The organism is Chryseobacterium piscicola (genome assembly GCF_900156685.1).
Taxonomy (GTDB): domain Bacteria; phylum Bacteroidota; class Bacteroidia; order Flavobacteriales; family Weeksellaceae; genus Chryseobacterium; species Chryseobacterium piscicola.
Genome location: NZ_FTOJ01000010.1, coordinates 88,746 through 110,892, shown reverse-complemented (window position 1 = coordinate 110,892; position 22,147 = coordinate 88,746). Strand labels below are relative to the sequence as shown.

Genomic DNA, 22,147 nt, shown 5'->3' with positions numbered 1-22,147 from the left:
CACTGAAATACAAAACTATTGAAGAGTTTAATAATCAAAACAAAATTTATCAAAATGTAGCTTAACTTATACTGGAATTTTTATTTGCATATCCAACTCCTACTGTTAAGAACAGTCCTAAAATAAATTTTTTCATTTTAATAAATTTTTTAATGTTAAAATTAATTTGTGTTTAATCTTTTTGCGCATTGGTTTCAACTCTTCAAAGTAAAAAAAAAAAACAAATAACTCACAATAGGGTTTATCACTTTTTTTTGACAAATATATTATGTTAACTATCTTATAATATGATATTTATAATTAATTATTAATCACTATTTAATAAAAATAACTGGTGATTTGCATCACAAATTTATTTTCCCAAATTCTCAATTTCTTCCTTCATTTTCTTCGTCAGCGACTGAAATACCAAATCATAAGAATGATCAATCAGTTTTAGAATTAAATCTTTTTTCAAACCATCTAAAGTAACAGAATTCCAATGCGTTTTGTTCATGTGATAAGCTCCCGTTATTTGCGGATGCTGCTCGCGAAGCTCTTCGCTCCACTCGGGATTGGTCTTTACGGCAATTGCCAGCGGTTGCTTATCCAGAGAGATCAATAAAAACATTTTTGTTGCTGCTTTCAAAACCAATGTTTCATTATCAAAAGGAAAACTTTCACTCACCCCATTTTTTGCTAAACAGTAATCTAAAATTTCGTTGGCATCCATCTTTTATTTTTTTTGACGAATTTATTAAAATATGAATAATAATATGCGTTGAAACATTCCGAAATAAAATCATTTCTTAAAATTTCATTTTGAAATCATCAGATTATTTTTTTTCCGCACAATCATTATAATTAGTATTTTTGTAAAAATTATTTTTATGAAACTAAAATCATTGATAGCAGTTTTTGCTGTAAGTTTATCCAGCGTTGCTTTTGCACAGGAATCTCCGAAAGTAGGCCCACCTAGCGGAAATGCAATCGTAGGCGACACATACGGCTCTGTAGTTGGTGTAAAATCTGAATCAAACGCAATTACAGTAAATAAATTAAGCAAGAAGCTAAAAAAAGCCAAAAAAGTTGAAAACGTTGCCATCAAAGGTACTGTGACTGAGGTTTGTGAGAAAAAAGGTTGCTGGCTAAAAATTAAAACCGACAACAATTCTGAATTTTTTGTAAAGATGCAGGATTATGGCTTTTTTGTTCCTACCGCATTGAAAGGTAAAAACGTTGTGATGGACGGAACTGCAGAGGTAAAAACAATCTCAGTTGACGAGCAAAAACACTACGCAACTGATGCTAAAAAATCTCAAACAGAAATTGATGCCATCACTTCTCCAAAAGAAGAAATTAGATTTGTAGCTACAGGAATTAAGGTAGTAAACTAATTTGAAATAAGTACATAATAACATTACGGCAGAGCTATTTAGTTCTGCCGTATTTTTTTATTCAAACGTGAAACTTACAATTTCATCTAATTTTGGATATTTTGTTTCCGAAATAAATTTCTTTCCAGAGCAATCGATCTCTTTCCAACCTTTTTTCTCCTTCACATCCCCAACAGCAATTACATAATGAGCAAATGTAATTTCTTCATTTCCCATTTCATAAATTTCTCTGAACTGAACGGCAATATCCAAGATACAATCGTAATCGGTATTTAGCTTTACATTTCGATAAATAATATCGTAATGCGACTCTTTATTTTCGGGAATATCAAAATACTTTTCCCAGCCTGATGACTCTCCTTTTAGCTTTGCCATAGATTCTAGTGCGTGATACAAAGCGATTGTATAGTATTTTCTGGTTTCTTTTCTCAAATAATCATTTTGGTAATGACCACCTTCAAAAAGTATTGTTGGCAAGCCAGATTTTATAAAATTATCTCCTGTGGAAGTAGGGTAAAATGCATCAGAGTATCGCCCAATATGATTCGGAATTAATTTCTGTAATTCAGTATTTACCGCCGAAATTACCGCCATACATTTTTTTCTATTTTCAGTTATTTTTCTATCTACATTCTCTGATGGAGACAAAAATGAAAGCGTTGCCGGATGTATTCCGTCGGTAGTAAAGATGGTGCGTTGCTCATGAAGATTAAGTGCATAATGATAATTTCCTTTTTCAATTATTGTTTTAAGTATTTTCAATTCGGCACTCTGATTGAGGTGAAAATCTCTATTGAGATCAATCTCTTGTGCATTTAGACGCGTCCATCGTTGCGATCCGTCAGGATTTAACATAAAAATAAAATCAAGTTGTATTTGTTTTAGAAGGTTATCGCTAAAACCTTTTTCATTTTCAAAAATACTAAGTAAATCTAGCATCGCATGGGTTGCGTTGGATTCGTTTCCGTGCATTTGCGACCAAGCGATAACTTTCAAAGAACCCGTTCCGAGAGATAAATTATAAATCGGTTGATTAAGAAATGATCTACCAATCTCAGTAATAGAATCGCTGTAGTGGGTGTGCAGATAAGAAAATAATTTTTCTGGCGAGATATAGCGATTTGGAAACCCCAGATTAGGTTTGTAAAAATCTTCAAATTTCATTGCATGGTAATTTACATCGTTCAAAAATACTACAATTTTAGAAAATTAAAAAATTAACATTTGTAAATGATTCAAACGATGTAAATTGACATAATGTCTGTTGATAAAAATGTTAATTGATAATAATTTAATTACATAAACATAAATAACAGATAATCAAACAAATATAAACTTCAACTAAAGTCTAATTATATATTTACTTTAAGTGTAAAAGCGCTTAAAAACTGTCTTTTGCGTGTAAAAACGCTAAACATTTAAAATGTGGATTAATTCGTAATATTTTAGCGAGTTACAAATGTAAACAGTTTTATTTTTTGTTTATAACTTTAAAAATTGCTGTAGAAATAAGATTTAAATAGAATCTGTAAGATAGTATAATGAAATCGTGTTTAATTTGAATGAAGCGTCTCTTAATATCCTTTAAAACTCCTTTTAAAAGGCTGTTTGCATATAGATAAAACATTATTTATTCGTTTATGAACCTTACAATTCGCTTTAAAATTGCTTTAAAAACATTTGCAGCCTGTCTCCTACTCTATGCTCTGTTTAGACATCAAAAAATGTCTGATAGAAGTCGTTTACAGAAAATTAATGAAAGACTACAATATTTAGTATTCACAAAAATTTTATTTAAATAATTTACTTCATCTGATACTTTAAGACAAAAATCCTTTTGACTTTATGTGGAATAAAATTGGAATTTATAGTCCTAAAAAATTTTGATATATATAACATGTTATTTTACAGACATTTAACTGTTTTACTTTTGTATACAATAAAGTGTAATTTTATTTACATTTGTATTTGTTAGTTGTAAATTTAATATTTACATTTGTAATATATTATTTAACGTTTATTTTATGAGTTTAAATGAGAGAATTTCAAAAGTTATAGAATATTCTGGTTTTACTCCTTCAGAATTTGCGGATGAAGTTGATGTACAACGTTCATCAATTTCTCATGTGACATCGGGAAGAAATAAGCCATCATTAGAATTTATTATTAAAATAAAATCTCGCTTTCCTGAGATTTTATGGGATTGGCTAGTGAATGGTGATGGCGAAATGTTGAAATCTGAACTTCCAGATGAAGAAGAAATTACAGATGAAAAATCTAAGCCCACCTCTCTTCCCGATCTTTTCACTTTAATTATTGATGAGGAAGAGGAAAAAATTTACGATCAACCAAAGCAGGAAAAAACGATAATCACAGAAAGAGCTTTAGAATCTAATACAGCGTACGAGCGTAAACCTTCAGAAAAAATATTCGATTCTCAGCGATTAGAAAATTCCAACGATAAAATACTTAGTCAAGTCATTGAAAATCAATGTAGTAAAATAAAACGTATTGTTTTATTCTATGAAAACGGAAAATTTGAAAGTTTTGAGCCTTAAACTCAATTTTACAATAATTTTAGCTCAAAATTTTACACTAAAAAAAAGCTTCGCAGTATTGCGAAGCTTTATCTATTTAAAAGTATGATTATTTATTCCTTCTATCCAATTCCTTTTTAATTAAGCCCAATTCTCTACCAGTTTGTCCGGCAACAGAAGTATTTTCTCTGGCTCTTCTTGTAAGATAAGGAACAACATCTTTTACAGGCCCATAAGGTAAATATTTAGCAACATTATAGCCTTTATCAGAAAGGTAGAAACTAATGTTATCACTCATCCCATAAAGCTGCCCAAAATAGATGTTTGAATGATTATTTTCTATTCCTTTATTTTTCATTTTATCCATGACCAACTCAGAAGAAACCTCATTGTGAGTACCAAAAAATGCGGAAACTTTCTGTAAATTTTGCATTACAAAATCAATTCCTGCGTTATAATTTTTATCCGAAGCTTCCTTTGTTGGTTGAATAGGGTCATCATATCCTTTTTCCAAAGCTCTAGCTCTTTCTTTCTCCATATAAGCACCGCGCACAATCTTATAACCGATGAAATAATTACGTTCTTTTGCTCTCTGAAGATTCTGCTCCATATACTCCAGACGGCCGGTTCTGTACATTTGAATGGTGTTCCAAACAATGGGTTTTTCACGATTATATTTCTCCATCATCTCTTCGCAAAGACGGTCGGCTGCATCTTGCATCCAGGTTTCTTCAGCATCTACCATTACTTTTTTGCTGTGTTCATGGCAAAGTTTACAAACTTCATCAAATCTTTTTACCACTCTCATCCATTCCTCTTTCTGACTTGAAGTAAGCTCAGAACCCTTACCAACAGCCTCGTACAAATCAATTCTACCAAATGCAGTAGGTTTGAACACTATAAAAGGAATGGCAGGATTTCCTACAGAAAATTTAATAATATCCTTAATTTCCTGACAAACAGAGTCAAAAGTTTCTTCATCTTCTTTACCCTCAATAGAATAATCGAAAATACTTCCAACACCTCTTTTGAAGAGTTGCTTTACTGCTTTCATACTTTCTTCACGCGTTTCGCCACCGCAAAACTGCTCGAAGAGTGTAGTTTTCACAACACTTTTCACGAAAGGAAAATTGTTGTGAACGGTAAAATTAAGAATCGAAGTACCAAGACTGGTAAGTGTAGGTTGCTCAATCATTTTGAACATCCAGTACGCTTTTCTCAACTGCGCATCGCTTTTGTCAGCAAATGCAACTTTAGTGTCGTTAAAAATAGACATTATTTAAGTTAGATTAGATTTTTGCAAATGTAAACAAATCATTAATGCTACTAAAAATTATTTCAGATTTTCTCGTAAATACCATTAAGCAGCATTGAAACAATACCAATGAATAGCCAAAACCTTAAAATATTAAGCGTAATAAATTTGTTTCGTCTGTTGGAATTGATAATTAAAAAAACACAAATAGTAAAAACATATAAACTTGAGGCAAAATAATATGCCATGAAGCCTATAAGCCCGCTTTTATCAATAATTTTCGCAGAAACGAACATTGCGGTAATGAGGAGTGAGATAATGCTGGTGTTTGCTACTTTTCTTGAAAAAAAGTTTGGAATTGTAGTATATCCAAAAACATTATCTACCTTTTTTGTCAATGTATCTTTTACAATATCAATGATTAATAAAACCAAAAACAAAAAAATTGCCATCAATAAAACTTTTTTAGAAAATGTTTGGTAATAAACCATCATTCCGAAAAAAGGATAAAGCGTTAATGCTACAAAAGTGAGGTTATTTACAACTAATATTCTACTTAGTTTGTGGCTATAATACCACATAACAAACTGGTAAAATAAGAAAAAAAGTAAAACTCGATGAGATATAAAAGTGGCTATTCCTAGTGAAATAATTGAGAGGAAGAGATAAATATATAGAAAATATTTTTGTTTAATAAAGCTCTGAATCCTACTTCTGAAAGGTTTTACAATATGATCTTTTTCTACATCGTAAAATTGATTGATAATTCCACCAGCTAAAATCGTGAGAACTGTACAAAAAATAATGCCGTGAACTTTAAAATCAAAGACAAAATTCCTGAAATTTTCATCCTGGTTAAAGAGAAAAAATGTTGAAACATAGAGTGCGAAAGTAAGAAGTATTGCAACAAAAAATCTTGCTCCCAACAGAAATCCCACAAACTGAGAAAATCTGTAGAATAGTGATTTTGATGGCGGATGTATTGGTAAAGAATTTTTTTCAGAACCCATTCCTGAAAATTTTTTAGAATCTATAAATCACTTCTTTATCGAAGCCCTCAAGCATTTTTTCTGCCTTTTCGTAATCTTTTGTAAAACCTAAAATGTAGCCACCACCGCCACTTCCACAAAGCTTAAGGTAATAAGCATTTGAATCTAACCCTTTTTTCCAGATATTGAAAATACTTTCGGGAATCATGGGACGAAAATTTTCGTATGCCCAGTGAGAAAGCTTTTTTAGGTTTCTGAAGAAAGGATTCATATCTTTTTTCAGGAAAGAATCAATACACGCATTGTTGTATCGAATAAATTCTTCTTTCAAAGTTTTACGGAAACCTTCAGTTTTCATTTTTTCAAAGAAAATTTGAATCATTGGTCCGGTTTCCCCTGTGATTCCTGAGTCTATAAGAAAAATTGCTCCTTTTCCTTCTTCTCCTTTCGGGATTGCTACTTTACCTAAATTTTCTTTGCTTTCGATAAGAATGGGTAGGTTCATGTAACAAATCAAAGGATCCATACCTGAACTTTTTCCGTGAAAATAACTCTCCATTTCCCCAAAAACAGCTTTTATATTTTTAAGGTCGTCTTTGGAAATGCTATCCGGATTGTGTTTTGTGAAACAATATTTTTCAAAAATAGCTGCTACCAATGCTCCCGAACTTCCTACACCATAGCCTTGGGGAATATTAGAATCAAAAAAAAGTCCTTTTAAAATATCTTCTTTAAAACGATTGATATCTAATTTGAATTGCTCCGGAAGAGCTAGATTCTGAAGATATTCTGCGTATTTCTTTAAGTGATCATTAGATTTTTTTTCAAATTCTGAATCTGAATCTGAAAATTTTAGTGTGCCTTTATAAAAACTGTAAGGAACTACAAGACCTTGCGAATCTTCTATCATTCCATACTCTCCGAAAAGGATAATTTTTGCGTAAAATAAAGGGTTCGTCATTTTGTGTTTAAATATTTATACAAAGTTAAGCTATTGTGCTGAATATTAACAAATTTTAAGCCATTCATACTTTAAATTTTTGATTTTAAAAATCTAATTAAAATGGCTCCCACCGCAAAAAATGCTGACATTGTGATAAACGCATATTGCATATTGTGAAACTTCTGAATAAATATACTGAAAATAAGCATTCCGCAGATGATTGCTATCTTTTCTAAAACATCATAGAAACTAAAATATGTTGTATTTTCCATTGAATTTTCTGGTAAAAGTTTGGAGTAGGTAGATCTAGACATGGCCTGAAGACCTCCCATTACCAAACCTATTAGACCAGCCAAACCGTAAAACTGAAGTTGTAGATTAGGGTTTTCTTTGTTTAAAGAATAAGCAGAAAGACAGCAGATAATCCAAATAATTACAGCAATTGTAATCACGTTTTTGTTCCCGATTTTCTTAGACAATTTTGAAAATAAGAACGCTCCAAAAATTGCAATAATCTGAATTACTAAAATAGTGATGATTAACTTATATTTATCAGCATCTTTAGGGAAAATCACTGTACTTCCGAACGGAACTGCCATTAAGAAAATAGTTTGCATGCCCACACTGTAAAAGAAAAAACTAGAAAGGAAAAACTTCAATGCTTTGTCTTTAAAAAGCTTGTTTCCCACTCTGAATAATTCTCTGAAACTCTCTTTAGCAATATCTTTGTAGAAACTGATATTGTCTTTTAAAACCTCAAAAAAACCTCCTTGCTCTTTGTGTCTTTTGAAGATATTTTTGTAGTTTAAAAGTACCAAATCTTTCGGAAGTTTTTCTTTTACATTTCCAAATTGAGGAATGTGTTTGAAGGTATATTGTGAGAAACCAAACCACCAAGCTCCAGTAAGTAAAAAACTAGATCGTGTGAGTATATTTTTGATGTGTGGATCTTTTGTAATTCCTTGTATTAAAAAAAGACAGATAATTAGCAGCACTACAGAGCCTATATAGCCATAGATAAACCCTTTTGCAGACAATGCATCTTGTTGATCTGGTGTTGCAATATCTGGTAAAAAAGAGTTGTAAAAAACCAAACTTCCCCAAAAGCCAACGCTTGCAGTAATACTGAATAATAAACCTAGAAAAACGGTATTCATACCTGTAAACATGGCCAATCCCATACACGAAGTTGCTCCCAGATAGCAGAAAAATTGTAAAAAAGATTTTTTATTACCAATAGTATCTGCTAAAGAAGATAAAACGGGAGATAAAAGTACCACCAACAGAAAAGACAAGGCATAAGAAAAACTAAGAACAGCATCCGGCTCATAAGAATCTCCGAAAATTGTAATCATATTTCGAACCGGAATTTCCTGAAATTCTTTTGCCTCGGCTACCCAAACTTTCTTGTTGTACGATGTAGTAAGACTCGAATAATAAATCGGGAAAATAGCAGAGGTAATAACCAGCGAATAAACAGAGTTTGCCCAGTCATATACTGCCCAGGCTTTCATGATTTTAGGGTTATTTTTTATATTTTGAGTTGGTTGAATTTCAGTTTCAGACATTTTCAAACTAATTATTTGCACAAAAATAGAAAAACCATTAAGATTATACTTAAAAAAAGAATAATTCTTAATGGTTTTGAATATTAATTTATGGTAATGCCTTTACTTATTCAGCAAATCTTTCAATTTTTGAGTCGTCAAAAGTTTATAAATTAGAAGCAAAATGCCTAAACCTTGTACTATAGAACCTATCGTTAAACATATATTTCCATTAAATGGGCCCAGCGAAATGTGAGTAATTTTAAGCCATGCACCCAAAATATTAATTAGAGCGCCGACTAAAAAAACAATAATGGCAAATTTAGTTTTCATAAAACTTACATATTTTCAATAACGATTGCAGATGCTCCTCCGCCACCGTTACAGATAGCTGCAGCACCATATTTACCGTTGTTTTGCTTCAAAACATTGATCAAGGTAACAATAATTCTTGAACCTGAACTACCCAGCGGATGTCCTAAAGCTACTGCTCCACCGTTTACGTTTACTTTTGCAGCATCCAATCCTAAGATTTTATTATTTGCCAAAGCAACTACAGAAAATGCTTCATTAAATTCAAAAAAATTGATGTCTGAAATTTCTAAACCAGCTTTTTTAAGAGCAATCGGTAAAGCTTTTGAAGGCGCTGTTGTAAAGTTTTCAGGCTCGTGAGCTGCATCAGCATAAGAAACAATTTTTGCTAAAGGTTTTAATCCTAATTCTTCCATTTTCTCTTTAGAAACAAGGATTAAGGCAGAAGCACCATCATTTAAAGTAGATGCATTAGCTGCTGTTACTGTTCCTTCTTCTTTTTTGAATACTGTTGGAAGCGTTGGCATTCTGTCGAAATTTACCGCTTTATACTCTTCATCTTCAGCAAAAATTACAGGATCTCCTTTTCTTTGTGGAATTGATACAGGAACAACTTCTTCAGCAAATTTTCCTTCGCTCCAAGCTTTTGCAGATCTTTTATAAGACTCGATGGCAAAATTGTCTTGATCTTCTCTTGAAAAACTATAATCGGTAGCACATTTTTCTGCGCAAACTCCCATGTGTACTTTGTTGTAAACGTCTGTAAGACCGTCTAAAACCATTCCGTCCTGCATTTTTACATCACCCAATTTGGTTGCGTTTCTTGCATTGTAATAATGTGGAACCATTGACATATTCTCCATACCTCCTGCAACGATCACATCTGCGTCACCCGCTTTTATCGCTTGTGCTGCCATTGTAACAGCCTTCATTCCTGAAGCGCATACTTTATTGATTGTAGTAGACGGAGTTTCGTTTGAAAGTCCTGCACCTAAAGCAACCTGACGAGCCGGTGCCTGACCTTCACCTGCTTGGAGAACATTCCCCATATAGATTTCCTGAACGTTTTTCGGATCTAAATTAATTTTATCTAAAGCTCCTTTTACCGCTGCAGCGCCCAGTTTTGTAGCTGGAACTGTTGATAAACTTCCCATGAAACTTCCTATTGGAGTTCTTACTGCGGAAACAATGAATACTTCTTTCATATTTTTTTTAATTTTATTTATTAATATTTAATTGAATTGAATGACAAAAAATCATTTCGATTTCTGTTTATTTTTAGCAAAAAGCATAATGAGAGCCCCAAAAAACTCTATTAACCATCCCCATTGTAACTTTACGGTTCCGGCTAAAGCATTCGTCCAAGATTTTAAAGGTAAAAAACTGAAGTAGCTTGACGCTTGATATTTTACTGCAAATAAAGTAAATACAAAAAGTATCAACAAAAATACGGCAAAAGTGTTAACTAAAACCGAGCGGTTATTTGCAATTCCAAAAACTGCGCATGCACAGAATATCCAGCAAAAAATTGCCAGATAATGATCCAGCTGCCAATAATTCCAGTTTCCTATGATAGGAACATGAACAAGAGGAAGAAAGCTACCCACCACGACCAAAACCAATCCTAAAAGCTGTAAATTTTTCATTACTTTATTCTACAATTTTTACTGAATCTCAGAATGCCAAAGTACAAAAAAAAAGATAGTTTTTGTAAGTATGTTTTAAAATCAAATAATTCAAAATCATGATATATTTTAAATATAATTAGGTATTTAAAATTACTAATAATTTAATATTAAGTTAATTAAAATGTGAATTTAAAAATTAATACTCATCAATTCTACTCCTACTTGAAAACCATATTTGTTTGTAAGCAATGCTTGATTGTTGAATATCGGGTTAAAATCTTTCTGAATATATAAACCTACGTCTCTTTATCCGATTGCTAATTTACCTCCAAAAAGAAAATTATTGACGTCATTATTTACCGTTTCTCTCTCTACAATTCTTTCAGAATAATCAATAGAAAATCTGTTATAAATAAAGCTATTCACTCTTCCTCTACCATACAAACCTGCAACAATGTAGAGCTGAGTTTTCCTGCTGTCAATATTTTTTACGTTTTCATTCTCCACATATTTAGGATTGAGAACCCATTTTATTTCAAGAGAGATAGTAATACAATAATTATTTAAGCCTGTTTTCTTAAGAACACCTTATGTAAAGTCTTGTAAATAAAACTGGTTTTCATTCTGAAAAAAAACTTTTCATCTCTTGGTACAAATCTTCCGTACCGATAAGCAACTCGAAGTTTATAGAAAAAAGGACTTGTAAAACCACCTAATTGGTTTTCATAAGTGAAGCATCCAAAACACCAAATTGTTTTTGCTCGCTAGATTCACTTCTGGTTTTGCCTAGCTCTCTACCCAAAAGTAATTCGTCGGCATTTGTGAAAATATTTCTTCGAGATTAATTTCAATCAGATTTCCATTCAATTCTTCATCGGAATATTTGTCGGCATACAAAATATTCTTACTTTTCCTGACAAAAGTTATCGAATCGTTAACGACATTTTTCCTCAGCCAAAACGGAAAGCTTTTACAATCGTTGCAAGCATTGATTTTATTAAAACATTTTAGAAAAGCATTAAGTAAAACATCTTCCACATCATGAATATTATTGGTTTAAGAATTTGCTACTGAAAACATTTTAGCTGAAAAAAAGTCATAAAGCGCTTTCTGAGCTCTTCAATCCTGTTTTTTGCAAGTTTAAAATTCTCTTCTAAATGCTTCTTTGATGAGTTTCTATCTATAAGACTGCAAATTCTGAAAATGGTTGCTTTAAAAACAAAAAAATGCACTTTTTTTTCAAAAGTGCATTCCATTTATCTGCTGTAAGAATTTTATTGAGCAAAAGAATATCTCGGTCCGCCGGACTGGAAAATAGCAAGCATTCTGCTTTTTTGGTCTGTAGAAAACATATACATTGCTCTGTCGTCTACATAATCCATGTAATTCATGGTCATTTCTACAGGAGATCCTGTACAAGTGCTGTAATGTGGGTAAGCTGGAGCCCCGTAATTGGCAGTATTGTGAGATGGCGTATCTGCAACGAGATCATTTCCACAAGTTGCATCGCCCCAGATATGACGCAGATTCATCCAATGTCCTACCTCGTGTGTGGCTGTTCTTCCTAAATTATACGGATATGTTGCCGTACCAGTAGTTCCAAGATATTTTGAATCTATTACTACGCCGTCCGTAGCCGAAGACCCACCAGGAAACTGTGCATAACCTAAAATTCCGCCACCAATTGTACACACCCAGAGGTTCAGTTTAGTGGTTGGAGAAAGTGGGTTCAAACCTCCTTGGTTAGATTTCTTCATAGCATCCTTTGTTCCCCAAGATGTTTTGTTGGTTGATTTTCTTACTACCTGATCCAATACGAATCTGATTCCAACATTAGCTTTTACATTAGCAAAAAGAGTCGGAACATTATTATAGTCGCTGTTGGTTGCGTTAAAATCTTTATTTAATACATCAATCTGAGACTGAATCTGCGCCGCTGTAATATTTTCTGCTGCAGTTTTATATAATACATTTACCACAACAGGTATTTCAATAACTCCATTTACTAATCTGGAATTGAAATTTTCCTGCATTTTCGCAGCAGTAAATGATTCTATTTGCTGCATTTTTTTACTAAGCTGAGGATCATCGGCTAACTGTTGTTTCAAAACGTCGTCTGAAGCACAGTTTCTTTTGAAAGATGAACTTTCAATTTGGCTGTCTCCCAATTGCTGATCCATTTTTTCATCAGACTCACAGCTTACAGCGAATAGACCAACAAGGCCTAGCATTAGAATGGTTTTTTTCATATCAAATTCATATTAATTATTAGGGTTAACTTACATATCCTTAAAGAATATCTAAATATTAAACAAATATAATAAATTTACTAATCTGAATTTTTTTTTCTACAGAAATTTACACTACACCAACATAAGATTCTGAAAATCACACTAAAAAATTCTGTCACAATAAAAAAACGCATCTTTGAAGAGATGCGTTTTCTATGATAAGTCACTTTTATTAATGATTAATTTCCTTGAGTTCGGCAGGATTATGTTCGTGTTTAAAGAGCACCCAAAACAGAATTGCTAAAACTAAGGCATAGGCTGCAAAAGAAAGCCATATATTATGCCAATCTTTCATCATCACAACGCTTGATAAGGTTCCGTCTGGATTAACTGCTGAATGAAAACTCTCTTTAAGGATTTTTACAAACGATTGATTATCAGGTGTTGTCTCCAAGTAAGATGATAATTCTGTAACGTTAGTAAATCTATGGGTAAAAAATTTATCAATTGCCCAACCCGCAATATAACTTCCGAATACCGCTCCGAAACCATTGGTCATCATCATAAACAGACCTTGAGCGGAAGAACGGATTTTTTTATCTGTGGTTGTTTCAACGAAAAGAGAACCTGAAATATTAAAGAAATCGAAAGCCATTCCGTACACGATACACGACATAATAATAAGTCCCAAACCATATCCTTCAGGGATTCCGTATGCAAAAAATCCAAATCTTAAAACCCATGCAAACATAGAAAAAAGCATGACTCTTTTAATACCAAATCTCTTCAGGAAAAACGGAATTGCCAAAATAAACAAAGTCTCCGAAACCTGCGAAATAGACATGATTATCGTTGATCTCTGCACAACAAAAGAATCTGCATATTTTGGGAAATGAGAAAATTCACTTAAAAATACATCTCCATAAGCATTAGTCAATTGCAAAGCAGCTCCCAAAAGCATTGAAAATAAAAAGAAAAGTGCTGTTTTATAATTTTTAAAAAGCTTAAAAGCATTTAAACCAAGTTGCTCAGATAGTGGTGCATCTTCATCAATTAATTTTTGTGGCGGACATTTTGGTAACGTCAAGGCATAAATTCCAAGAATGATGGCTGCTACTCCAGCGATGTAGAACTGTCCTTCGGTGGCTTTGTTTCCTGTAAGATTGGTAATCCACATTGCAACGATAAACCCTACCGTTCCCCAAACTCTAATGGGCGGAAAATCTTTTACAACATCCAGATTACTGTTTTTTAAGACCGTATATGAAATAGAATTTGCCAAGGCAATCGTAGGCATATAAAAGCACATTGCGACCAGCATAACCGTAAAAAATGAGTTCGGATTATCACTGTGCGGTAAAACGAAAAGTGTAATCCCGTAAAGAATTTGAAGAATAGAGAATATTTTCTCTGCATTTACCCATCTGTCAGCAATAATTCCGGTAATTGTAGGCATAAATATCGAAGCGATACCCATGGTTCCAAAAACAGCTCCGAACTGAGTTCCGTCCCATTGTTTTGTACCGAACCAGAAATTCGCCATCGTTATAAGCCATGCTCCCCAAACAAAGAACTGCAGAAAGCTAAGGACGGTCAATCTTAATTTTAAATTCATTGTGTCTCTATAATATTTCTTAATCAATTTTCTTTTTTCTTCTTTTGATTTCGTCTTGAATTTCAAGAGCAGTATCAAAGTCTTCTTCTTTCACGGCATCTTCCAGCAATTTCTGTAACTCTTCCATGGAAATTGATGTAAGGCTGTCTTCAGAAGATAAGGTTTCAGAAAAAACGTCATCTTCTTTGGCAACTTCTTCCAATTCCAATAAAATCCCTGCTTCATTAAGGACTTGCTGAGTAGTAAAAATAGGTGCATCAAATCTTACCGCCATTGCAACAGCATCTGAAGTTCTGGCATCCAAAATCAATTCTTGTTCGGTTTCCGAATTTTTAAAATTAATATTTGAAAAAAATACACCATCTACAATTTGATAAATGATTACAGAAATCAATTTATAATTCGTAGAAACAATAAATTTTGTAAATAAATCGTGAGTAAGTGGGCGCGGCGGATGTATATCTTTTTCTAAGCCTAAAGAAATGGATTGTGCTTCGAAGTTCCCGATAACAACGGGTAATTTAACGTTTGTTTCTTCATGTTCCAATAACAAAGCGTATGCTCCAGATTGCGTCTGGCTGTATGATATTCCGCGAATGATTAGCTGTTTATAATCCATGGCTACAAATATAAATTAATTTTTTATTGTAGGTTTTACTTTTTAGACAAAAATAAAAGCCCGGAAGCCGAGCTTTTATTATATTTATTGAGATAAATTAATAGTAATTTTTATTTTCTATATCAATTTTGCTGAGCAAATGAATGATTAAAAATTGACAATAGAAGCAAATAATCTTTCACTATTCAGTTTTTAACCTCTGATTGCTTTAATTTTTTCAGTTAATGCAGGGATAATCTGGAAAGCATCTCCCACTACACCATAATCAGCAGATTTGAAGAAAGGAGCTTCAGCATCACTGTTGATTACCACGATAGTTTTAGAAGAATTTACACCAGCCAAATGCTGAATAGCCCCAGAAATACCTATGGCAATATATAAATTTGGAGAAATTGCTTTACCCGTTTGCCCTACGTGCTCGTTGTGCCCTCTCCATCCGATATCTGAAACCGGTTTTGAGCAAGCTGTTGCAGCACCTAAAACATTAGCCAAATCTTCTACCATTCCCCAGTTTTCAGGACCTTTCAATCCTCTTCCTGCGGAAACTACTATTTCAGCTTCTTTTAAGTCTAATTTTCCTGAACTCTGTTCGTGAGAAATTACTTTTGTGTCTTCATTAGCAACAGAAAGATTTTTCACCTCTTCTGAACCAGAAACTGCATTTTCTTTCACACCGAAAGCATTTTGAGAAACAGTAAGAATTACACCTGTTCCTTCAGCTTTTGCATGCATAAAACCTTTCCCAGAGAAAGCTTTTCTTTTTACTTGAAAGGGAGACTGGCTTTCTGGAGCTTCCAGAACATTGGTGATTAAAGAAAAATTCTTCATTACAGCCAACATTGGAGCTACTGAAGAAGCATCTGTAGTGTGAGGAAAAACAAGAATATTGCCGTCTGCCACTTCACTTACTGCTTGAGCATAAGCTTTTGCTGAGAAATTTTTAAGACCTTCGTCTTTAATGCTGATTACGTTTGTTGCTCCATACTTATATAATAAATCTGAAGAATCTGTTGGGTTTACAGAAATTGCCGTCACGGTATCACCCGCCTGATCTGCCACTGCTTTAGCATAAGAAACCGCTTCAAAAGCTGCTTTTTTGTAAACTCCGTTTATATTTTCTGCGTATACGAATACTGCCATTTTTCTTGAATTTAAGATTAAAAAAAAAAATAATAATTAAAAGATTAGATAACTTTAGCTTCTTCGTGAAGCAATCTTACCAATTCATCTAAATTATCAGGAGAAACAATTTTCACGGCTGCTCTTGGAGGAACTGAATCATAAGTAACTCCCTGAACTTTCACTTCAGAAGAAGTTGGCTCAACTACTTGTAAAGGTTTAGTTCTTGCAGACATAATTCCTCTCATGTTTGGAATAATTAAATCTTTCTCATCAACCAATCCTTTTTGTCCAGCAATTACAGCAGGTAATTTCACAGAAATTGTTTCTTTTCCTCCTTCAATTTCTCTTACCGCAGTAGCTTCGCTACCGTTTACATCTAAACCAACTGATGCATTTACGAAAGGCTGATTCAATAATTGAGCAACCATTCCCGGTACAGAACCACCATTATAATCGATAGATTCTTTTCCGCAAAGTATTAAATCATAACCTCCATTTTGAGCTACAGATGCAATTTCTTTTGCTGTAGAATAGCTGTCTTTTGGGTCTAGATTTACTCTTACACCATCATTTGCACCTATTGCTAAAGCTTTTCTTATTACTGGTTCTGTAGTAGCATCACCTACATTCACCACCGTTACTGTAGCGCCTTGAGACTCTTGTAATTTGATGGCTTTTGTTAAAGCAAATTCGTCTAGTGGATTGATTACCCACTGAATTCCGTTTTTGTCGAATGCAGATTTGTCTGCTGTAAAGTTAATTTTAGAAGTAGTATCAGGAACACTACTAATACAAACTAATATTTTCATATGTTGTTTTAATTATTTTTATTTATCCTATGCAACCGTAGGGTTTCATAAATTATATATTTTGCTTTTTACTACAACAGATGATTAAATTGAAGTAGTAATTCTTGTTTGTTAAGTTTTGTAAATATAAATAAAAAATATATTATGCATGCATAATACTTATTTAATTATTATTCAGCGCATTATAACTATTCAACTCTTTGGTTTTGACGCCCTAAACTCTATCTTGCTCGGTAAAACTCTTGGATTCATTTTTAAAATATCCACCACCAAATCACCCATATCTTCCGGTTGAATTTTCCATCCATCTTTTTCTGAGGGAACATTTCCATTGAAATTAGTAGCAACAGAACCAGGCATAATCACAGTAGATTTAATATTGTATTTTCTTAAATCTATCATTGCAGCTTGTGTAAAGCCTACCACCCCAAATTTTGAAGCATTGTAACCTGTTCCGTTTTCAAAAAAATTTGCGCCTGCTAAACTAGAGATGGTAATGTAATATCCTTCAGATTTCTTCAATTCTTCAACTGAAGCTTTTAAAGTATGAAAAACACCTGTCAAGTTGGTCTCAATCATAGAATTCCACTCTTCGGAACTTAATTCATCGATAGGTTTAAAAATCCCTAAACCAGCATTAGCAATCACGAAATCTAATTGCCCGAATTTTTCTACAGTTAAATTGACGGCTTCTTTTTCATTATTCAAATTTCTGACGTCTGACACAATTCCCAAAACATTTTCTGAGATTTTCTTTAAAGCTTCAACTGCATTTTCTACATCTTCTTTTTTTCTTCCCGAAAATGCTACAGAAACTCCGTTTTTCAATAATTTTTCAGCGACCCCAAAGCCGATTCCTTTGGTTCCGCCTGTGATGTAAGCTACTTTATTTTGAATCATTATTTAAAATTTTTGATTTCTCTAAAATAACAAAAACGCTCCAATTGGAGCGTTTTATTGATACTAATATTTATCAGTAATTTATTTTTTGATAAATTTTTCAGTAAATTTCCCATTAGAAGTTTCAATACTTATTACGTATTGTCCAGCCGGGAGTTTTCTTACATCGAGTTGATTGTCTTCTAAAGAAACATTTATATTTTTACCAGCCGCATCAAAAACTTCAGTTTTAATAATTTTATCGTCTGTTTTAAAGTTGATGAAATCTGAGGTTGGATTTGGATAAATTGAAACCGCTTTATTTTTGGTTTTTGCATCTGAAACACTTAGAATAGGTCTGTCAACAGAAAAGGTATCTATCCCTATCAAATCTGAATTATTACCCGATGGCCCTCCGTCTGTAACAAAATATCTGAATGCAAATTTTACAGGAATTTCTGTTGTACCGATACCAGTAATAGCAAACTGATATTTCGTCCAAACCTTAGGATATACAAACCCCGTGGCTAATGCCGGATTTACGGTAACTCCTACATTAGTAAAACTACCCAATCCTGCCGAGCCGCCTGTTGGGTTTACGGTACTTGCTACAACACTGTATCTCAATTCAAGACGATCCGGATAATCTTGAGTTCCATCTGTTCCTTTTCTGGTAAAGAAACTTACAACATCTCCGTCTTTTACATTCACAACTGGAGTGATAAGCCAATTACTTATAATACCTGCACCAGTAGTGCTATTAAAATTAACAAGTGCAAATGAATTATTTCCTCCAGATTGACCTACGGGAACGGTAGTTGTGTTTCCACTTCCAAAAATGGCAGCAGTAAGTGGTACAGCATAGGTTGAATTGGTCCAAGTACTAGCTCCTGCAGGTGAACTTTGGTTAGTAACCGTCCAATCTGAACCAAAAGCAGCATTAAAACCATAATTATAAACATTGGTGAACTGGGCATTTGTAAATCCCAATGACATTAAAGAACAAATTAATAGAATTTTTTTCATAATTAAAATTTTGCATTAATTAAGTAAATGTAGTAATTATCAATGAAATAACCACAAAATAAATGTTAAAAAATAAAAAAATCCTCAAGAAAAAATTCTTAAGGATTTAAATATAATAAAATAGATTACACTTTATTTAACGTAATTTTCGAAGAATAGTGGAATGCTTTCAATGCCTTTATAAAAGTTGAATAAGCCATAATGTTCATTTGGAGAATGAATGGCATCAGAATCTAATCCAAAGCCCATCAAAACTGATTTTGCATCCAATACCTTCTCAAACATAGCAGTGATAGGAATACTTCCACCTCCTCTGTACGGCAAAACTTCTTTGCCAAAAGCTGTTTCCATCGCTGTTTTTGCTGCTAAAAATTCTTTGGTATCAGTTGGTAAAACGTAAGGCATTCCTCCGTGGTGTGGTGTTACTTTAACTTTCACATTATCTGGAGCAATTTTATGGAAATATTTTGTGAACTTTTCTGTAATCTCTTCAGGCGTTTGGTAAGGCACTAAACGCATTGATATTTTAGCAGAAGCTTTAGAAGGAATAACAGTTTTTGCACCCTCCCCGGTATAACCTCCCCAGATTCCGTTGCAGTCTAAAGTAGGTCGAATTGAGGTTCTTTCTAAAGTAGTATAGCCTTTTTCACCCTCCACACCACTTAGTCCGATTGATTTTTTAAATTCTTCGGGATTATCTTTAAGTTTATTCATATCTGCTCTTTCTTCATCAGAAACAACATCTACGTTGTCGTAAAAACCATCTATGGTGATTTTACCATCATCATCAATCAATTTAGCAATCATTCTTGACAAAATATGAATCGGGTTGGGAACCGCACCACCATAAAGCCCAGAATGCAGATCTCTGTTTGGCCCTTCCACTTCTACTTCCACGTAGCTCAAACCTCTTAAACCTGTAGTAACAGTGGGTTGCTCATTGCTGTATATATGTGTATCTGAGATCAAAATACAGTCACAAGAAAGTTTTTCTTTATTTTCATTCACCCAATTGCCTAAACTTACAGAGCCTATTTCTTCTTCCCCTTCAATAATAAATTTCACATTACAAGGAACTGTATTGGTTTGCATCATTGCTTCAAAAGCTTTCAAGTGCATGAAAAACTGCCCTTTATCATCAGCAGATCCCCTTGCAAAAATAGCCCCATCAGGATGCAGATCTGTTTTCTCGATATAAGGCTCAAAAGGCGGTTTTGTCCATAACTCCAAAGGATCAGCAGGCTGTACATCATAATGGCCGTATACCAGCACAGTAGGAAGTTCTGGGTTGATTATTTTTTCACCAAATACAATAGGGTAACCTTCGGTTTTACAAATTTCTACTTTATCTGCTCCGGCAGTTTTTAGATAGGAAGCAACAACTTCTGCACATTTCAAGACATCATTTTTATAAGCCGGATCAGCTGATATTGAGGGAATTCTAAGTAATTCAAATAATTCATCTACGAAACGCAATTTGTTTTCGCTGATGTATTTTAAAGTCTCTTGCATTGTAAATTTTTATTTTGCTAAAAGTAAAAAAATTGAATTGAGGAACAAAGAAAATTCTACATTTTTCAATTTATTTATACGAAAATATCCTGCAAAAATGCAGGATAGTATAGATTTCTCTTTCTTTTAAATTAGTGTGAAGCAGCGGGTGCGTGTGCTTCAGCTGGTTTTGCAACCGTTGCGCTGTCTTTTTTATGAGCTTCTTCGGTTTGATGCTTTGCAGAATCAGCTTCATGATGAGCTGGTGCAGCTGCGTGCCCGTGAGCATCGCCACCACCTTGGTGATCATCAGAATATCTTTCAACACCTTCTTCCAATTTCAGAGTATTTTTGTTTCCACCAGCTTGAATTTTTTTGCAGCTTACTACTACTGTTGCAAGTGCCAAACCTATCATTAATTTTTTCATATACAGATTTATATTTTAAAATGTATTTTGAAATTGCTTCGTCATTCAGAAAAACGATAAAGCCAGTTCAATATTTTTTTTACAGTTCAAAAGTAAGAAATATTGCATTTTTCGGCAACATTTTTATAGTGATTTTAATATTATTTTTCCTTTTTTGGACTGTGTAAAAATTAGATACCTATTTCCACCATCTTTTAGTTGATATTTTTTTTTAATATCTTCTGGCTTTAATGGATGATTTTTTGAAATAATATTAAATTGCTCTTTCTTTTTAATCTCCTTTGCCTCAATAACTTCCATCTCAAAAACTCGTCCTGGGAAATTATTTATTTCATATTCTGATGTGTACAAATGCGTATTCGAATGAAGTTTTTTTATTTGAAATTTTTCAGAAATTAAATTAAAAACCCCTGCTTTTAATATCGTATTATTCGGAATATAGATAAATCTTTGTGGTTCAGAATATTCTGCACTGGCATTTTTTTCTGCATTAATTTCAAAACTATACGCATTTTCTTCGCTTTCTAGATTAACGCAGTTGCAAATGATTTCTCCTAAATGATTTTTTGAGAGAAAAACTACAATTTCTTTCACATCATTTTTCACCGCTATGATATCGATTCTCGAAATATTTTTTAAAACAGAAACGAGGTATTTTAAATCAATCAAAGGCGAAAGCTTAATAACGACTTGCATAGAAATTGACAGCAGGTTATCCTGAATTTCCAGAATATTTGGAGAAAGATCTTCTAAAAGAAAAACTTTATTCTTTTGATGATCTCTTCTTGCGGGATCGAGATAAATGACATCAAAACTTTCTGTATTTTGAGTAAGAAAATCTTCTAATTTTTGATTGATAAACTTGGCTTTTTTCCCTAAAACAGCCCAATTATGTTCTACAATTTTTAAAAGTTCAGGATTTTGTTCGACCAAAGTGATGTCATTAAAATTTTCTGAAAGATAGTAAGCATCAATACCAAAACCGCTCGTTAAATCTAAAAATTTTTCCCCTTTTAGAAGTTGAGATTTATAAACAGCCGTTTTATCTGAGGAAGATTGCTCTAAGCTAAGCTGGGGTGGGAAAATAATACCGTCTTTTAAAAGGAATGGAAACTTTTTTTGTGCCACTTGTTTCCCTTTTATTTGTTGAACTATTTCCTGCATTGAAACATCAGGAAACTTCGATTTTTTCAATAATAACAAATGCAGATCTGTATTTAGATTTTCAGCAATATACTTTTGAATTTCTTCGTTTGAATGCCACGAGTACACGAATCTTTTTTTAATAGTTAGTATTGTAAAACAGGGATTTGCAATTTAATTTATTGCTCAAAACGTTT

At 33.1% G+C, this 22,147-nt stretch carries 22 protein-coding genes; 2 read left to right on the top strand and 20 right to left on the bottom strand.

Annotated elements, in window-relative coordinates:
• Positions 1-352: 352 nt before the first annotated feature.
• Positions 353-712, bottom strand: coding sequence for an MmcQ/YjbR family DNA-binding protein (locus tag BW939_RS14105; protein WP_076452664.1), 360 nt, complete (start codon positions 710-712; stop codon positions 353-355).
• A gap of 157 nt (positions 713-869) precedes the next feature.
• Here BW939_RS14105 and BW939_RS14100 point away from each other — a divergent pair, with 157 nt between their 5' ends.
• A complete protein-coding gene (locus BW939_RS14100; protein ID WP_076452663.1) occupies positions 870-1,376 on the top strand; it encodes a DUF4920 domain-containing protein in 507 nt (168 codons plus the stop codon).
• Between the two features lie 57 nt (positions 1,377-1,433).
• Here the strand turns inward: BW939_RS14100 and BW939_RS14095 are convergent, their stop codons facing one another.
• A complete protein-coding gene (locus BW939_RS14095) occupies positions 1,434-2,540 on the bottom strand; it encodes a M14 family zinc carboxypeptidase (RefSeq protein WP_076452662.1) in 1,107 nt (368 codons plus the stop codon).
• A gap of 860 nt (positions 2,541-3,400) precedes the next feature.
• Between BW939_RS14095 and BW939_RS14090 the strand changes: the two genes are divergently transcribed.
• The gene (locus tag BW939_RS14090; RefSeq protein WP_076452661.1) at positions 3,401-3,934 is read left to right on the top strand and encodes a helix-turn-helix domain-containing protein; all 534 of its coding nucleotides are present in this window, start codon (positions 3,401-3,403) and stop codon (positions 3,932-3,934) included.
• Between the two features lie 88 nt (positions 3,935-4,022).
• Here BW939_RS14090 and BW939_RS14085 read toward each other — a convergent pair whose 3' ends face one another.
• The 18 genes from BW939_RS14085 to BW939_RS13990 all read right to left on the bottom strand — a co-directional run bounded on the left by BW939_RS14085 (position 4,023) and on the right by BW939_RS13990 (position 22,079).
• Complete coding sequence (locus tag BW939_RS14085) at positions 4,023-5,189, bottom strand: proline dehydrogenase family protein (RefSeq protein ID WP_076452660.1); 1,167 nt, start codon at positions 5,187-5,189, stop codon at positions 4,023-4,025.
• A 62-nt stretch (positions 5,190-5,251) separates the two neighbouring features.
• The gene (locus tag BW939_RS14080; protein WP_076452659.1) at positions 5,252-6,178 is read right to left on the bottom strand and encodes a UbiA family prenyltransferase; all 927 of its coding nucleotides are present in this window, start codon (positions 6,176-6,178) and stop codon (positions 5,252-5,254) included.
• A gap of 13 nt (positions 6,179-6,191) precedes the next feature.
• Positions 6,192-7,118, bottom strand: coding sequence for a mevalonate kinase family protein (locus tag BW939_RS14075; protein ID WP_076452658.1), 927 nt, complete (start codon positions 7,116-7,118; stop codon positions 6,192-6,194).
• Between the two features lie 71 nt (positions 7,119-7,189).
• Positions 7,190-8,668, bottom strand: coding sequence for an MFS transporter (locus BW939_RS14070; protein ID WP_076452657.1), 1,479 nt, complete (start codon positions 8,666-8,668; stop codon positions 7,190-7,192).
• Between the two features lie 102 nt (positions 8,669-8,770).
• A complete protein-coding gene (locus BW939_RS14065; protein ID WP_076452656.1) occupies positions 8,771-8,980 on the bottom strand; it encodes a hypothetical protein in 210 nt (69 codons plus the stop codon).
• A 5-nt stretch (positions 8,981-8,985) separates the two neighbouring features.
• A complete protein-coding gene (locus BW939_RS14060; RefSeq protein ID WP_076452655.1) occupies positions 8,986-10,164 on the bottom strand; it encodes an acetyl-CoA C-acyltransferase in 1,179 nt (392 codons plus the stop codon).
• A gap of 51 nt (positions 10,165-10,215) precedes the next feature.
• Positions 10,216-10,605: a hypothetical protein gene (locus BW939_RS14055; RefSeq protein WP_076452654.1), complete on the bottom strand. Its 390-nt coding sequence runs from the start codon at positions 10,603-10,605 to the stop codon at positions 10,216-10,218.
• 288 nt (positions 10,606-10,893) lie between these two features.
• The gene (locus tag BW939_RS14050) at positions 10,894-11,094 is read right to left on the bottom strand and encodes a hypothetical protein (RefSeq protein WP_076452653.1); all 201 of its coding nucleotides are present in this window, start codon (positions 11,092-11,094) and stop codon (positions 10,894-10,896) included.
• Positions 11,095-11,861: 767 nt separating this feature from the next.
• Positions 11,862-12,836, bottom strand: coding sequence for a zinc metalloprotease (locus BW939_RS14035; RefSeq protein WP_076452650.1), 975 nt, complete (start codon positions 12,834-12,836; stop codon positions 11,862-11,864).
• A 214-nt stretch (positions 12,837-13,050) separates the two neighbouring features.
• On the bottom strand, positions 13,051-14,433 hold the full coding sequence (locus BW939_RS14030) for a nucleoside permease (RefSeq protein WP_076452666.1): 1,383 nt from the start codon (positions 14,431-14,433) through the stop codon (positions 13,051-13,053).
• A gap of 19 nt (positions 14,434-14,452) precedes the next feature.
• Entirely contained in the window at positions 14,453-15,052 is a 600-nt protein-coding gene (locus tag BW939_RS14025) for a bifunctional nuclease family protein (RefSeq protein ID WP_076452649.1), read from the bottom strand.
• Positions 15,053-15,244: 192 nt separating this feature from the next.
• The gene (locus BW939_RS14020) at positions 15,245-16,192 is read right to left on the bottom strand and encodes an electron transfer flavoprotein subunit alpha/FixB family protein (protein WP_076452648.1); all 948 of its coding nucleotides are present in this window, start codon (positions 16,190-16,192) and stop codon (positions 15,245-15,247) included.
• A gap of 44 nt (positions 16,193-16,236) precedes the next feature.
• Entirely contained in the window at positions 16,237-16,983 is a 747-nt protein-coding gene (locus BW939_RS14015; protein WP_076452647.1) for an electron transfer flavoprotein subunit beta/FixA family protein, read from the bottom strand.
• A gap of 192 nt (positions 16,984-17,175) precedes the next feature.
• Positions 17,176-17,883 (bottom strand): SDR family oxidoreductase, encoded by a 708-nt coding sequence (locus BW939_RS14010; protein ID WP_076452646.1) that lies wholly within the window; start codon positions 17,881-17,883, stop codon positions 17,176-17,178.
• A gap of 81 nt (positions 17,884-17,964) precedes the next feature.
• Complete coding sequence (locus BW939_RS14005; protein WP_084566669.1) at positions 17,965-18,888, bottom strand: T9SS-dependent choice-of-anchor J family protein; 924 nt, start codon at positions 18,886-18,888, stop codon at positions 17,965-17,967.
• 132 nt (positions 18,889-19,020) lie between these two features.
• On the bottom strand, positions 19,021-20,400 hold the full coding sequence (locus BW939_RS14000) for a dipeptidase (protein ID WP_076452644.1): 1,380 nt from the start codon (positions 20,398-20,400) through the stop codon (positions 19,021-19,023).
• A gap of 131 nt (positions 20,401-20,531) precedes the next feature.
• Positions 20,532-20,807, bottom strand: coding sequence for a hypothetical protein (locus BW939_RS13995; RefSeq protein WP_076452643.1), 276 nt, complete (start codon positions 20,805-20,807; stop codon positions 20,532-20,534).
• A 123-nt stretch (positions 20,808-20,930) separates the two neighbouring features.
• Complete coding sequence (locus tag BW939_RS13990) at positions 20,931-22,079, bottom strand: THUMP-like domain-containing protein (protein WP_076452642.1); 1,149 nt, start codon at positions 22,077-22,079, stop codon at positions 20,931-20,933.
• Between the last annotated feature and the right edge of the window lie 68 nt (positions 22,080-22,147).